General features: G+C 60.0%; 14 protein-coding genes and 1 tRNA gene. 6 read left to right on the top strand and 9 right to left on the bottom strand.

What is annotated here, in order from left to right; genetic code table 11:
- Nucleotides 1-70: 70 nt before the first annotated feature.
- Nucleotides 71-370 (bottom strand): FtsB family cell division protein, encoded by a 300-nt coding sequence (locus tag ACM64M_RS08775; RefSeq protein ID WP_416228304.1) that lies wholly within the window; start codon nt 368-370, stop codon nt 71-73.
- A gap of 108 nt (nt 371-478) precedes the next feature.
- Entirely contained in the window at nt 479-1,639 is a 1,161-nt protein-coding gene (locus tag ACM64M_RS08770; protein WP_416228303.1) for an acyl-CoA dehydrogenase family protein, read from the bottom strand.
- A 158-nt stretch (nt 1,640-1,797) separates the two neighbouring features.
- On the opposite strand from ACM64M_RS08770, the gene ACM64M_RS08765 reads away from it, so the two are divergent.
- The 3 genes from ACM64M_RS08765 (at nt 1,798) to ACM64M_RS08755 (ending at nt 4,834) form a co-directional block, all read left to right on the top strand.
- A complete protein-coding gene (locus ACM64M_RS08765; protein WP_416228302.1) occupies nt 1,798-2,664 on the top strand; it encodes a mechanosensitive ion channel family protein in 867 nt (288 codons plus the stop codon).
- A 56-nt stretch (nt 2,665-2,720) separates the two neighbouring features.
- Entirely contained in the window at nt 2,721-3,632 is a 912-nt protein-coding gene (locus tag ACM64M_RS08760; RefSeq protein WP_416228301.1) for a haloalkane dehalogenase, read from the top strand.
- A 62-nt stretch (nt 3,633-3,694) separates the two neighbouring features.
- Nucleotides 3,695-4,834 (top strand): MFS transporter, encoded by a 1,140-nt coding sequence (locus ACM64M_RS08755; RefSeq protein WP_416228401.1) that lies wholly within the window; start codon nt 3,695-3,697, stop codon nt 4,832-4,834.
- 8 nt (nt 4,835-4,842) lie between these two features.
- On the opposite strand, the gene ACM64M_RS08750 is transcribed toward ACM64M_RS08755, so the two are convergent.
- The 4 genes from ACM64M_RS08750 to grxC all read right to left on the bottom strand — a co-directional run bounded on the left by ACM64M_RS08750 (nt 4,843) and on the right by grxC (nt 6,569).
- Nucleotides 4,843-4,919 (bottom strand) — tRNA-Arg (locus tag ACM64M_RS08750).
- A gap of 42 nt (nt 4,920-4,961) precedes the next feature.
- Nucleotides 4,962-5,468 (bottom strand): DUF1178 family protein, encoded by a 507-nt coding sequence (locus ACM64M_RS08745; RefSeq protein WP_416228300.1) that lies wholly within the window; start codon nt 5,466-5,468, stop codon nt 4,962-4,964.
- Nucleotides 5,469-5,477: 9 nt separating this feature from the next.
- Complete coding sequence (locus tag ACM64M_RS08740; protein ID WP_416228299.1) at nt 5,478-6,272, bottom strand: carbon-nitrogen hydrolase family protein; 795 nt, start codon at nt 6,270-6,272, stop codon at nt 5,478-5,480.
- 33 nt (nt 6,273-6,305) lie between these two features.
- Nucleotides 6,306-6,569, bottom strand: a complete 264-nt coding sequence (gene grxC, locus ACM64M_RS08735; protein WP_416228298.1) for a glutaredoxin 3 — start codon at nt 6,567-6,569, stop codon at nt 6,306-6,308.
- A gap of 179 nt (nt 6,570-6,748) precedes the next feature.
- On the opposite strand from grxC, the gene ACM64M_RS08730 reads away from it, so the two are divergent.
- Nucleotides 6,749-7,228 (top strand): Hsp20 family protein, encoded by a 480-nt coding sequence (locus ACM64M_RS08730; RefSeq protein ID WP_416228297.1) that lies wholly within the window; start codon nt 6,749-6,751, stop codon nt 7,226-7,228.
- 473 nt (nt 7,229-7,701) lie between these two features.
- On the opposite strand, the gene ACM64M_RS08725 is transcribed toward ACM64M_RS08730, so the two are convergent.
- The 3 genes from ACM64M_RS08725 to tpiA form a co-directional block, all read right to left on the bottom strand.
- Nucleotides 7,702-9,339 carry a CTP synthase gene (locus tag ACM64M_RS08725; protein ID WP_416228296.1) on the bottom strand — a complete coding sequence of 546 codons (1,638 nt, stop codon included), beginning with the start codon at nt 9,337-9,339 and terminating at the stop codon, nt 7,702-7,704.
- A 104-nt stretch (nt 9,340-9,443) separates the two neighbouring features.
- Entirely contained in the window at nt 9,444-9,881 is a 438-nt protein-coding gene (gene secG / locus ACM64M_RS08720; RefSeq protein ID WP_416228295.1) for a preprotein translocase subunit SecG, read from the bottom strand.
- A 150-nt stretch (nt 9,882-10,031) separates the two neighbouring features.
- Nucleotides 10,032-10,796: a triose-phosphate isomerase gene (gene tpiA / locus ACM64M_RS08715; protein WP_416228294.1), complete on the bottom strand. Its 765-nt coding sequence runs from the start codon at nt 10,794-10,796 to the stop codon at nt 10,032-10,034.
- A 275-nt stretch (nt 10,797-11,071) separates the two neighbouring features.
- On the opposite strand from tpiA, the gene ACM64M_RS08710 reads away from it, so the two are divergent.
- Complete coding sequence (locus tag ACM64M_RS08710; RefSeq protein ID WP_416228293.1) at nt 11,072-13,009, top strand: peptidyl-prolyl cis-trans isomerase; 1,938 nt, start codon at nt 11,072-11,074, stop codon at nt 13,007-13,009.
- A gap of 71 nt (nt 13,010-13,080) precedes the next feature.
- Nucleotides 13,081-14,592, top strand: coding sequence for an anthranilate synthase component I (gene trpE, locus ACM64M_RS08705; protein WP_416228400.1), 1,512 nt, complete (start codon nt 13,081-13,083; stop codon nt 14,590-14,592).
- The last annotated feature ends 3 nt before the right edge of the window (nt 14,593-14,595 follow it).

The raw sequence follows: 14,595 nt of genomic DNA, 5'->3' as shown, positions 1-14,595 counted from the left end.
TCAGATTCGCCAGAACGGTTAAACTATACCAGCCCGGCAACCTGAAGGGCCAAAGGCTTAGCTTCGCCCGTTATTCGGCTTCCAGCGTAACCACAATCTCATCAGGATGAATCACGCCCAGATCTTCGCGGATCAATTCGCTCACCAGATCGGGGTCGGCACCTTTAGGATCGAGCAAGGTGACCCGGTTGCGCAGCGCATTGCGCTTTTCCGTCAGCACCGTGATACGGGCCTTGCGCTGTTCCAGCGCCTCACTGTTCTCAGCCCAAGCGAGCAGCCCGGTTGGCCCTGCAATGGCCGAAACAGTCAGCACAACCAGCACCACCAGCGCCAACGCCTGTTTGACATGCTCCCGTGGTGGTCTGCGCATTGAAAGTTTCCCCGATCCGATGCGCACAGAATCACAGTTAACGCACCGCATCAAGCAAAATGCGGTGCAATCCCCGAAATTCCCTCAAAAACCGCATGAACCAGTCGATTAGTAAGAGCGCGGCAAGCCCAGCACATGCTCCGCCAGATAGGACAGGATCAAATTGGTCGAAATCGGTGCGACGGTGTAAAGCCGTGCCTCGCGGAATTTGCGTTCGACATCATATTCCTCTGCAAAGCCGAAGCCGCCAAAGGTCTGCACACACATATCCGCCGCCGCCCAGCTGGCTTCGGAGGCGAGCAATTTGGCCATATTGGCTTCCTCGCCCGGATTGCCGCCTTCATCATAGACCCGCGCGGCATGGTGGACCATCAATTCGGCCGCGCGCATTTGGGCATAGCAACGCGCAATCGGGAATTGCACACCCTGATTCTGTCCGATGGGCCGCGCAAAGACAGTGCGATCGCCGGCATATTTGCGCGCCTGTTCGACAAACCACTTGGCATCGCCAATGCATTCCGCTGCAATCAGGATGCGTTCGGCATTCATACCCGACAGGATATAGCGAAAGCCCTTGCCCTCTTCCCCGACCAATGCCGATGCGGGAATGCGCAGATCGTCAAAGAACACCTCACAGGTGGAATGATTCATCATCGTGCGGATCGGCTTGATGCTCATGCCGCTTGTCAGCGCCGCCTGCATATCGACCAGAAATATCGACAGGCCGTCGGTCTTTTTTTCCACCTGTTCGCGCGGCGTGGTGCGGGCGAGCAGCAACATGAGATCGGAATGTTCAGCGCGGCTGGTCCAGATTTTCTGACCCGATACGACATATTCATCGCCGTCTCTGATCGCGCGGGTTTTAAGGCTGAGAGTGTCGGTTCCGCTGCCCGGTTCCGAAACACCAAACGCTTGCAGCCGCAATTCCCCCAAAGCGATCTGCGGCAGGTAGCGTGCCTTTTGCGCCTCGCTGCCATAGCGCAGCAACGTGTTCATGATATACATTTGCGCATGGGCAGAGCTGCCGTTGCAACCGCTTGCCTGAATTTCCTCCATGATGACGCAGGCCTCATCCAGGCTTAGCCCGCTGCCGCCGAATTCCGCTGGGATCAGCGCCGCCAGAAAACCCGCCCGCGTCAATGCATCGACAAATTCGCCCGGATATTCGCGCGCGGCGTCCTTGGCGCGCCAATACTCACCCGGAAAATCATCGCACAGCGCGCGCACGGCGCGGCGAATTTCGGCGAGATGTTCGGTTTCCGTGTTCATGCGCAGCCTAGATCCCTGTGACTGGCGAGTGATTGCCTGCCTACGATCCGCAAGTCCACCTGCCTCAATCGATAAATATCCCTGAATACCGCGGATGAATCTTGGAACCTTCATTGCCCCTGACCCATTGTGTAACAAACTAGGGGTTTAGCGAAACAATGATGCTTGAAATTTTGACGGACCAAATCAACGCCATGGCGCAAGGCGCAGTCGCAGCGCTGCCGACGATCCTCATCGCCTTTGTGATCGTGCTGATCACATGGCTCACTGCCAAAGGCGCAGGCGGTATCAGCGCCCGTCTAGTCGGTAAGACCGAACTGCGCCCTTCGCTCCGCAATTTGCTGAAAACGCTGGTGCGGCTGGGTATCTGGATCGGCGGATTGATGGTCGCGGCGATTGTCGTTTTTCCGGATTTCAGCCCGGCGGGATTGATCGCCGGACTGGGTATCGGCGCAGTGGCCATCGGCTTTGCATTTCAGGACTTCTTCGAAAACTTCCTCGCCGGGGTGATGATCATGCTGCGCGAAAAAATGCAGATTGGCGATACGATCAAGACGCAGGATATTCACGGCAAGGTCGAATATATCAGCCTGCGCGAGACACATATTCGCGCATTTTCGGGCGAGCTTCACATTTTGCCCAACGCCCAATTGTTCGGCAATCCGGTTGAGATTTTCACCGACAGGCCAATCCGCCGCTACGAAGTGGTGATTGGCGTATCCTATGACACCGACCTGGACGAGGCTGAACGCGCTATCCGCAGCGCGGTCGAAAGCGTTGATCTGGTGGATCAGGACGAAGGCATTCAAGTGCTTGCTGACACATTCAATTCCAGTTCGGTTGATTTCATGGTTCGGTGGTGGGCGGCCTCCTCAGGCGCGGAAACGGTGCTCAACCGCGATCAGGTGGTGCGGGCCATCAAACGTGCGCTGGATGACGCAGGGATCGAAATTCCGTTCCCCTATGTCACGCATACGTTCAAACAACGGGTTCCGATCGGAGCGGCTTTGGATGAGGCAGCCTGAGGCTTCGCATTCAGTTTTTTAGTGCTACTGATCTCCTGGTAGAGGAGATGAGAATCATGCAAATCCTGAAAGCTGACCCCGCGAACTTTGCCGCGATCCCCGATTACCCGTTCGCCGAAAATTGGACCGACATCGATCTCGGAGACGGCTTTTCCGGGCGGATGCATTATCTCGATGAAGGGCCTGCTGATGCCCCGCCCGTCCTGTTGCTGCATGGCGAGCCAAGCTGGAGCTATCTTTATCGCAAGATGATCCCGACACTGGTCGAAGCAGGGTTTCGTTGCCTTGCCCCCGACCTCATCGGGTTTGGCAAAAGCGACAAGCCTGACGATGCCAGCTTTTACAGCTATGACCGGCATATCGACTGGCTGAAACAATGGCGCGAAGCGGTCGTGCCCGGCCCGGCCGCGCTGTTTTGTCAGGATTGGGGCGGATTGCTGGGCCTGCGGATGGTGGGCGAAGAGCCGGAGCGGTTTGCCTGCGTCGTGGCCAGCAACACTTTCCTGCCGACCGGAGGCACCCCCTCGCCCGCGTTCCTGATGTGGCGCGAATTTGCCAAATCCTCGCCTGAATTCAAGATCGGCGAATTGCTGCAGCGCGCGACCGCAACCACTCGCACCGACGCGGAGATCGCGGCCTATGACGCGCCCTTCCCCGACGAACCTAGCAAGGCCGGAGCGCGCGCGTTTCCGCAGCTTGTCCCGGTCGAAGACGGAATGGAGGGGATCGCCCAGAATAAAGCCGCGTGGGAAGGTCTGGCGGCGTATGACAAGCCATTTCTGACGCTGTTTGGCGAAGACGATCCGATCACTGGCGGGCTGGCGCAGCCTTTGATTGATCGGATCAAGGGCGCGCAAAATATGCCCCATACGATGCTGCCGAAATGCGGCCATTTCTGTCAGGAAGACCGCCCGGCGGAACTCGCGCAAGGGGTGATCGACACGGCCAAAAAGGCCGGATTCCTCTGAACGCGGCGCCCGCCGAAGCGACTCCGGCTTACCTAAGCCGGGGTCAGGAATACGCATTGGCAGTGACGGTCGCGGTCGTCACTGCCAATGCGTATTACATTCACCCCATCATCGGCGAAGTCGCGCGCGATTTCGGCGTGAGCGACGCTCGCATCGGTATCGTTCCTGCGCTCAACCAATTGGCACTGGCGCTGGGCATATTGCTGTTGCTGCCGCTGGGGGACCGCTATTCGAACAAGGTGCTGTGCATCGGTTTCGTCGCCGCACAGAGCGTGTTTATGCTCGGCATGGCGCTGGCAGAGGGGTTTGTGCTTTTCACGCTGGCCTCGACGCTGCTCGGTTTTGTGACGATTGCGCCTTACCTTATCCCGGCTTTCGCATCGAAGCGGGTTGCGCCAGAGCGATTGGGTCAGGTGACAGCGCTGCTGACCGCCGGAGTTATCTTCGGTATTCTGGTCGCGCGGGTCGGTGCGGGAATTGTGGCGGAGCATTTCGGCTGGCGAACCATCTATTGGTGCGCCTTTGCCTTGATGGCAGGCGTGACGCTGTTGCTACCGCTGACCATGCGCAGCGAAGGCGCAGTGCGAAAGGTTCCGCAGGTAAGTTACGGCGCGCTTATTCTCTCGGTCTTCACGCTGGCGCGATTCCACCGCGACATGCTGGTTTCGGCTTTGATCCAGGGATTGAACTTCGCATCCTTCACCGCAACCTGGCTGGCGCTGGCGCTGCATATGACCAGCCCAGCGATGGGTTACGGAGTCGATACGGTCGGCTATCTAGCCGGAATTGCAGCGATCAGCATATTTTCGACTCCAAGGCTGGGGCGCTGGGCCGACAGGATTGGCCCGCGCCGCGCGCGGATGTTCGCGGCTATCGCACAATTGACCGGCACCGCTTTGCTGTATCCGCTGGGCTGGAACGTATGGGCTTTACTGGTCCCGCTGCTCATCATGAACATTGTCGGCCCGTCGATTGATGTCGCCGGACGCATGACATTCCTCGTGCTGGAGCCTGCGATCCGCACCCGGCTGACGACAGCTTATATCGTCTTCATGTTTTTGGGCGGAGCGATGGGCAGCCTCGCCGCGACAAGCGTCTATGACACAGCCGGTTGGGCGGGAACATGCGTTTTGCTGCTGGGTATATCCGCTGGGATAACCGCGCTGAGCTGGCATGCGCAGCGTGTTCATGTCCGCAGTTAGGGGAGAGTTGGTGACCCCGGCGCGATTCGAACGCGCGGCCCCCAGATTAGGAATCTGGTGCTCTATCCGGCTGAGCTACGGGGTCACATCCTTTGCCCGGTTCCCCATAGCATTGCGTCGCTACCAATCAATTGAGTTCGTCTGGTGCGGCGACCGGAAACGGCAGCGGCGCGACCTCAACCCCTTCGTCGAGCAGCGCCTTTGCCTCTGCAAGGCTGGCTTGACCATGGATCGGGGCCTGATCCTGTTCGCCGTAATGCATTGCGCGCGAACGGGCGGCGAAATCCTTGCCCACCCAGGTGCTGTTCTTCAACGCTTTTGCCTGCGCCTTGGCGAGCGATTTCAGCGCTTTCTGAACCTCGGCGGGCATCGGCGTATTGGCGATCGGATGAGCGCCTGCTGGCAGCACCGTTTGCGCCTCGGATTGCGGCCGGGATGACGGCGTGGGAACCGCAACCGCGCGGTTGCCCTTGGCTGACACGGCGGGGGCCATCACTGACTTGCTGACCTCTGACGTCCCACATTCCGGGCACGAAACCAGACCGCGCGCCAATTGCGCCTCATAATCGGAAGATGAACCGAACCAGCCTTCAAACCGGTGGCCATCACTGCAGTGAAGATCAAAAACGATCATGATAATGATCTAATTGGGGATTTCGCGGGCGTTGGCAAGGCTCGGCACCTGCGCGCGAACCTCGTCAATGCGCGCCAGGTCGATTTCGCAGAACGCGAGGCCCGGCCTCTCTCCGCCCATATCCAGCAGCACTTCGCCCCACGGATCGACCACCAGCGAGTGTCCAAAGGTTTCGCGTCCGTCTTCGTGCATGCCGACTTGTGCAGCGGCGACCACGAAAGCGCTCGCCTCGATCGCGCGGGCGCGCAACATGACATGCCAATGCGCTTTGCCGGTTGGCACAGTGAAGGCGGCAGGGATCGCAATGGCATCGCAGCGGCGCTGTCCGAGCGCATGAAACAGCGCAGGGAACCGTAAGTCATAACAGATCGTCAGCCCAAGCCGGCCAAGCGGCGTATCATCCATGCTGACCACTTCCCCGCCCGCTTCATAAGCGCTGCTCTCGCGCCATGTTTCGCCCGACGCAAGGTCAACGTCGAACATGTGGATTTTGTCATAGGTCACCCAGCGTTCGAGTTTGCGGGAGAAATAGCACGACCGATTGGCCCATTTGCCGCTGGTAGTGGACACCGGCATAGAGCCAAGCGCGATGTCGATGTCGCACCGCGCGGCGATTTGACCTATCCGAAATGCGAATTCGGCAGGGGCGTCGCTTTCAATCCAGCCCCTTGCGCGTTCGCGGTTGCGATCAAGCAGCAATGACATTTCCGGGGTGAACAGCACCTCCGCTCCGCCTGCTTTGGCTTCGCGGGCGGCATTTTCGATCACGCCAAAATTTGCCTCCGGGTCGATCCCCGAATTCATCTGGAGAAGGGCTATCTTCGGCAATTGCCCGCCCTAGCCCGCCAGCAGCGTATCAAGTTCGCCCGATGCTGCAAGCGCCGCAAGATCGTCCGATCCGCCGATATGCACATCGCCGATGAAAATCTGCGGCACCGTGCGAGCCTGCGGCGCGCGGGCGAGCATTTCATCACGCTTTGGCCCGCCCATGGTGATGTCGTGTTCGTTATACTCCGCACCCTTTTCACTCAGCAGCCGTTTGGCGCGGACGCAGAAGGGACAGGTGAATTTGGTGTAGATGTCGATAGTCGGCACGTTCATCTCCGATCTCTTTTGGCCGCCTGAAAAGGCCTCTTGAAAGCTTTTGCGCCCGCCCTAACTAGGGTGTGTCGCCGGGTTCCGCCAGTCTTTGGGGAACAATCGCCGGCGGCAATGGGCGGACGCTGCAAGATGCAGGTCTGCTTGACCATACAAATTGCTCAAAACGGAGGATTTGAATTATGTCACGTCTTGATTTTACCCCCTATCGCCGCAGCACAGTCGGGTTTGACCGGCTGTTTGACATGCTCGAAAGTCAGGCCCGCGCCAGTTCGGGCGACAATTATCCCCCCTTCAACATTTCGAAAAGCGGCGAAGACAATTACCGCATCACGCTTGCGGTGGCCGGTTTCCGCCCGCACGATATCGAGATTACGGCGCAGGCCAACCTACTCACCGTGCAGGGCAAGAAGCGCGAAGAGGCTGACGACGGCGCCGAATTGCTGCATGTCGGCATCGCCAATCGCGGGTTTGAACGGCGGTTCGAGCTAGCCGATTATGTCCGCGTCGAAAACGCCGATCTGGCTGATGGTCTGCTGGTAATCGATCTGGTGCGCGAAGTGCCAGAGGCGATGAAGCCGAAAAAGATCTCGGTGAACGGCGCAGCGACACTGACCGCAGTGCCGGATTCGCGCGGCGAGAAAGAAGCAGACGCCGCCTGATTACGGCGACTTGATTATAGTTACGGCGCAGGGGCAATGGCTCCTGCGCCAAATCATCGACATCCATGACAAAAAATGGGGGCGGTTCTTTCGAACCTGCCCCCGCGACTCGAAAGTCGCCTCGTCCAGCCCTGACCGTCCGGGTCGCAGAAGACGGTCAACTCCGGTTCGAGTTCGGTGCAGCAAAGCATTGAATGCCGAATGTTTTTCGGCGGCTGCGAAACCCGATATGATCTTTATCAACCCCTGACCGGTCTTCGAAAGCGGCTTAATTGTTAGCCCCCTGCCCTTACGAAAACCTGTAGGGGTAGAGGGGTAAGGCCCTATGCCCCGATGATGCAAGGGGAATTTCACAGCTTTGTAAAAACACGACAGATAACATCGCATAATCCACCAGATCTGATGGTATGCGGAAGTGCAGCCGTCACAGGATCCCACCGTCGCGGTCCCTGCCAACGAATCGAGCGCGAACATTAGACCAGTCGGGATTGATCCCGCGCCGCAGCGATGAAGCCCGCAAACAATGGATGCGGATCAAACGGCCGTGATTTCAGCTCAGGGTGGAACTGCACCCCGACAAACCATGGATGGTCCGGACGTTCGACAATTTCAGGTAACAGGCCATCAGGGGACATACCCGAAAACACCAGACCCTGTTGCTCCAGCGGAGCGATAAAGGCGCTGTTGACTTCGTAACGGTGGCGGTGTCGTTCCGAAATCACCTCCGCACCGCCATACATGCGCGCAGTGTGGCTGTTGCCAGCCAGCTTTGCCTCATAGGCACCGAGCCGCATTGTGCCGCCCAGATCGCCGCCCTCCTGGCGCTGTTGCAGTCCCTCTTCGCTCATCCATTCGCTGATGATGCCAACCACGGGCTGCTGCGTGGACCCGAATTCGGTGGAGGATGCATCTGTGAAACCAGCTTCGCGCGCGCCTTCGATACAGGCCATCTGCATGCCCAGACAGATGCCGAAAAACGGCACCTTGCGTTCGCGGGCAAAGCGGACGCTGGAAATCTTGCCTTCGCTGCCCCTCTCGCCAAAACCGCCGGGCACCAGAATACCGTGCATCGGTTCCAGCGCGGACACGATCTCGCTTTCATCCTCGCCTTCGAAGATTTCGGCGTCGATCCATTTGATGTTGACCTTGACCCGGTTGGCGAGCCCGCCGTGGATCAACGCTTCGTTGAGGCTTTTGTAGGCGTCGGGCAGGCCGACATATTTACCCACAACACCAATCGTCACTTCGCCTTCGGGATTGAAATAGCGATCGGTCACATCGTCCCACGCCGACAGGTCAGGCGCTGGCGCATCGGTGATGCCAAAACCGCGCAGCACTTCGGCATCAAGCCCTTCGCGGTGATATTGCAGCGGCACCGAATAGATTGACGGCGCATCAAGCGCGGGGATCACCGCCTCCATACGAACGTTGCAGAAATTGGCGATCTTGCGGCGCTCGGTCTCCGGGATCGGATGTTCGGCGCGGCACAGCAAGACGTCCGGCTTTATCCCCAAACTGGCGAGTTCGCGCACCGAATGCTGCGTTGGTTTGGTCTTCAATTCGCCCGCCGCGGCAATATAGGGCACCAGCGTGACGTGGACGCTGAGCGTTTGCAGCGGTTCCAGTTCATTGCGCAGCTGCCGGATCGCTTCCATGAATGGCAGCGACTCAATATCGCCAACGGTGCCGCCAATTTCGCACAGAATGAAATCGTGATCGTCCTGATCGGCGAGCGCAAACTCCTTGATCGCATCGGTCACATGCGGGATGACCTGCACCGTAGCGCCAAGGTAATCGCCGCGCCGTTCGCGGGCGATGATATCGCGGTAAACCCGGCCCGAGGTGATGTTGTCGCTCTGCCGCGCGGAGACGCCGGTGAAGCGTTCGTAATGCCCCAGATCAAGGTCAGTTTCTGCCCCGTCATCGGTGACATAGACCTCACCGTGCTGATACGGGCTCATCGTGCCCGGATCGACGTTGAGATAGGGGTCGAATTTGCGGATGCGGACCTTGTAACCGCGAGCCTGAAGCAACGCGGCAAGGCTTGCCGCCATGAGACCTTTGCCGAGCGAGGAGACCACGCCGCCGGTGATAAATATGTACCGCGCCATGGGAGCCGAGCCTTAAGCGTTTGAATGGATTCGGGGCAAGCGAATTGCACCGGGCTTGGCCCGCAATCCACAAGCATCTGCAATAAGGGTAAGGTTCGCGCCGCTTATTCGGCGCGCGGGTCTTCGCCTGCCGCCGCCGGAGCTTCGACCGCGCCCGCCGGTTCGCCCAGCAGATCATCGGCTGTCGCCGCGCTGCCTGCCGGTGCCGTTCCCGCAGAAGCTTCAGCAGGTCCGCCGGCAGGTTCGCCCAGCAGATCGCCAGCACCGGGGACCGAAACGTCACGGTCAAGGTCCGATGACACTTCGACCCGCGATTCGGCCACTGCAAATGCGGCAAGGACGATCGACAACCCAACGAATGCCACCGCCAGCCAGCGGGTTGAACGGGTCAGGAAATCCGCAGCTCCGCGCGCGCCCAGCGCGCCCGAAGGATTGCCGCCAATGCCAAGGCCCCCGCCTTCGGAACGTTGCATCAGAACAACGCCGACCAGCGCAGCGGCCACGATGGCCTGTATTACGGTAAGGATGATAAACAGCGACATGGGTTTCTTCTAAGCTAGAAAGGATTGCAGCGCACTTAGGGATGCGCAGGCGCAACGGCAAGCGGTGTGGCAGACTTCTTGGAAAACACGCCCCGGACCGGGTGCCATATCCCATTGTGCTGCGACAGGGCCGCTGCGCTCCGCCAGCAATCAACTATCGTCCGCCTCCGTCGCCGCAAGAGCGATGCCCATGAAGCTGTCCGCCGTCAGACTCGCCCCGCCGACCAACGCACCATCTACCCCGTCAACGCTCAGGATTTCCGCTGCATTTCCGGGCGTTACCGAACCGCCATAGAGGATGCGGACCTTGGCACCCTGCTCTTCTCCGTAAAGCGACACCAACAAGGCCCGGATCACCCCGTGCATTTCGGCAATGTTGTCCGGCGTCGCGGCATTGCCGGTGCCCACCGCCCAGATAGGTTCATAGGCAACCGACAGCTTTTCCGCCGCCGATTCGATTTGCGGTGGTAGCGAGGCTTTGAGCTGTTTTTTGACAAAAGCCACAGCGCGGCCCATTTCACGAGTTTTCGCGCTCTCACCGCAGCACATGATGACCCGCAGGCCCGCAGCCAGCGCCGCATCGGCCTTGGCCCGCACCAGCGCGTCGCTTTCCCCGTGATGCGTCCGGCGCTCGCTATGACCCAGAATCACGAATTTCGCGCCCGCATCGGCGATCATCGCTGCAGAAATTTCGCCGGTGAAGGCCCCGCCCTCTTGCTCATGGCAATCCTGCGCGCCCACCGCAATCTGCTCCGCCTCACGGTGGACCGGGTGGATGAGGGTATAGGGCGGCGCAATCGCCACCTCGACTTTCATATGACGCTGCGCCGCGCGGTCGATTGCGCGCGCTTCGGAAAGCATGGCGCGGGTGCCGTGCATTTTCCAGTTTCCAACGATATAGGGCCGCGATGACATCACGATTTCCTGAAAAGAGAGAGCTTTGTTATGATTCTGAAGCCTCGATTTAGGATCGAGGGGCCGCGTCCGCTAGCCGAGACATGAGTTTTAGTCAAAAGCTGCGCCAACCTGTTGCCGCGAAGGCGCAGGGCCGATAAAGCGCTGCACCGGCCCGACTTGCGCGTCACAATACCGCCAGACTCGCAGATTTCAGCCGGGATAATACAGATCCAGCGCGCCAGTAACGGGCCGCAACCACAACGCCAGACGACGAAGACCGGGAAGAGCCTCAAATGATTTCGATGTTCCGCAATTTCTTTCAGTCGAAAATCGGCCTGCCGATCTTTATCGGCTTTCTCATTATCGTGGCCTTGGCGTTTGCCGCCAGCGACATCAGCGGTTCGAGCACTTTTGGCGGACTGACCGGCGATGACAAGATCGCCGTGGTCGGTGATGATGCCATCACCAGCATCGAAATGACCGGCGCGATGAACAATGCGCTGACCCGCGCCCGCGATCAGGACCCGACTATCACCATGCCGCGATTCGTCGCAGGCGGCGGGCTCGAAGGGGAGTTGGACCTGCTGATTGATCGTTATGCCGTGGGTATTTTCGCACAGCAATATGGGCTGCGCGCGGGCGACAATCTGATCAACAGCGAAATCCTGAAAATCTCTGCGTTCCGCAATCTCACGGGCGATTTTGACCAAGCCACTTATCTCGCGGCGCTGCGCCGTCAGGGGATCACCGATACGATCCTGCGCAAGGATATTGGCGACGGCCTGCTCGCGCAGCAACTGTTGCGCCCGGCCTTTGCCGCGCCGCAAATGCCCGAGGCCGCTGCGCGCCAATATGCGGCATTGGTGCTGGAACGGCGCGAAGGCCAGATCGGTCTGGTGACCAGCCAGACCTATGCTCCCACCCGCGATCCGAGCGATGAGCAGCTAAGCAGCTATTACCGCGACAACCGCACCGATTACATCGAACCTGAACGCCGCACGATCCGCTTTGCCGCATTTGGCGCGGATGATGTCGACGCCGACGTAAACCCCAGCGATGAACAGATTGCAGCGCGCTTTACCGAGAATGCGGACCAATATGGTGCATCGGAGCGCCGGGCGATCAGTTCGTTTGTCGTGCCCACCGAACAGGGTGCGCGCGCACTCGTTGCCCGAATTCGCGGGGGCACCTCGCTCGAAACGGCGGCGCAAGAAGCGGGATTTCAGGTGTCGTCGGGTGACCTGCGCGACCGCGAGGCGATGGCCACCGCGACCAGTTTCGCCATGACTGAAAACATCTTCGCAACAGAAGAAGGCGCGATCGCCGAACCGGCCCGATCAACGCTGGGATGGTATGTCGCGCGGGTTGACGACATTGAGCGCACGCCCGCCCGCAGCCTGGCGCAGGTGCGCGACGAGATTGTCCAGCAATTGCAGGAAGAAGCGCTCGCCGGGGCACTGATCGACCTTAGCGCCAGGATTGAGGAGCAGGTCGATTCGGGCACTTCGCTGACCGATGTGGCGACCGAATTCGGTTTGGAAATCAATGTCGTCACCAATGTCATGGCCGATGGCCAGGTGTTTGGCGATTTGCAGCAAGGGATCAATCCGGGCCTGCGCCCGATCCTCGACACCGCGTTCCAGATGGACGAAAGCGAACCGCAGCTCGCCGAATTGGTGCCAGGCGTGCAATTCCTGATCTTTGACGTGTCCGACGTCACTGAAAGCGCCGCGCCGCCTTTGGCGCAGGTGCGCGACGCGGTGACCCGCGATTGGCGCCGGTTCGAAGGTAACAAACTCGCCGGTCAAGCTGCCAAGCGTGTGCTTGCGGCAGTGCGCGGCGGCAAGAGCATGCGCGACGCCATGCGCGAAGAGAATGCCGCGCTGAACCAGATCGAGGATATAAGCCTGCGCCGGTCAGAGCTGTTGTCAGCACAGGATCGGCGCATCCCCCCGCCGCTGGTGCTGCTGTTCTCAATGGCTCGCGGTTCGACCAAAGTGCTCGAGGATGCGAACAATATCGGCTGGTATGTGGTTGATCTCGACAAGATCGAAACCGACCCGATTGAAGGCAATGAAGTATTGCTGGCGCAAACCCGCGAACAGCTCGCACCGGCATTGGTGGGGGAATACAACGCTCAGCTGGCCCGCGCCATCCGCGAGGAAGTCGGCGTGGAGCGCAATGCCGAGGCCATCGAAACCCTGCGCAAGGCTTTGGCGGGCGAAAGCTGAATGGCGCGCTCGTCAGCTAATATCGAAGCGTGACGCCTTTCTCTGGCACTCCTTCCTCCGCTTTATCAGGGCTGGAGAATGCGGCGGACGCTGCCGCAGCGTTGTCGCGCGGCGAACCGGCGCTGGTGTGGCGGCGCGTGGTTGCGGATTGCGACACACCGGTCGGCGCAGCGCGGGCGCTGATCGAACCGGGGCGCGGCGACTTCCTGCTCGAATCGGTTGAAGGCGGCGAAGTGCGCGGGCGGTACAGCCTGCTCGGCCTTGATCCCGATCTGGTGTTCCGGGCGAGCGAGGGCGCAGCGGCGATCAACCGTCGTTGGCAGAGTGACCGCAATGCGTTTGAGCCTTGCGCGGGTCACGCGCTCAACGAATTGCGCGCGCTTGCTGCGTCGTGCCGGATCGCGATGTCCGCCGAAGCTGAAGCTGCTCTACCCCCGGCGCTCGCATGTCTGGTTGGCTATTTCGGATATGAGACCATCGGCCTTGTCGAAAAACTCCCCCGCGCTGCGCCAAGCGCATTGGCGCTGCCCGACATGCTGTTCGTCCGCCCCACGGTAATCCTTGTGTTTGACGGCCTGAGTGACGAAATGTTCTGCATCGCGCCGATCTGGAATGCATTCGATGCCGAGGTTGCCATCGCCCGCGCGGGCGAACGGATCGATGAAACCCTGCGCGCGCTTGCCCAGCCGCGTTTGCCTGAAGTCGGTGCCGCCCACCAAGGCCCGGAGCCAGAGCTTATCCCGGTCATGAGCGGCGATGATTACAAGGCGATGGTGGCGCAGGCGAAGGATTACATCGTCGCGGGCGACATTTTTCAGGTGGTGCTGGCGCAGCGCTTTACCTGCCCCTTCACCCTGCCCCCTCTGGCGCTGTATCGAGCGCTGCGGCGGGTCAATCCTTCGCCGTTTCTCTATCTCCTTGATCTGCCCGGATTTGCCATCGTCGGCTCCTCACCCGAAATTCTCGTGCGGGTCAGGGACGGCGAGGTCACGATCCGCCCGATCGCGGGAACCCGGCCGCGCGGGGCAAATCGCGCGGAAGACGACGCCAACGAAGCCAGCCTGCTGGCCGACCCCAAAGAGCGCGCTGAGCATCTGATGCTGCTCGATCTGGGCCGCAACGATGTTGGCCGGGTGGCGGCGCGCGACAGCGTGGAGGTCACAGACAGCTTCACTATCGAACGCTATAGCCATGTGATGCACATCGTATCGAATGTGGTGGGCCGCCTCGCCGAAGATAAAGACGCACTCGATGCTTTGTTTGCCGGGTTTCCAGCAGGCACCGTGTCGGGCGCTCCAAAAATCCGCGCCTGCGAGATTATCGGCGGTTTAGAGCCCGAAACGCGCGGGGCCTATGCCGGAGGCGTAGGCTATTTCGCACCTGACGGGTCGGTCGATTCGTGCATCGTCCTGCGCACTGCGGTGGTAAAGGACGAAGTGATGCATGTGCAGGCCGGTGCGGGCATCGTCGCTGACAGCGACCCCGATTCCGAACTCGCCGAATGCAAGGCAAAGGCCGGCGCGCTGATCGCCGCCGCGCGCGAAGCGGTGCGCATGGCGAGCGAGCCGGGGTTCGGGCAGTGAGGA

The organism is Qipengyuania sp. ASV99, assembly GCF_047872805.1.
GTDB lineage: Bacteria > Pseudomonadota > Alphaproteobacteria > Sphingomonadales > Sphingomonadaceae > Erythrobacter.
The sequence above is the reverse complement of the archived record's forward strand: the minus strand, read 5'-3'. Positions and strand labels throughout refer to the sequence as shown.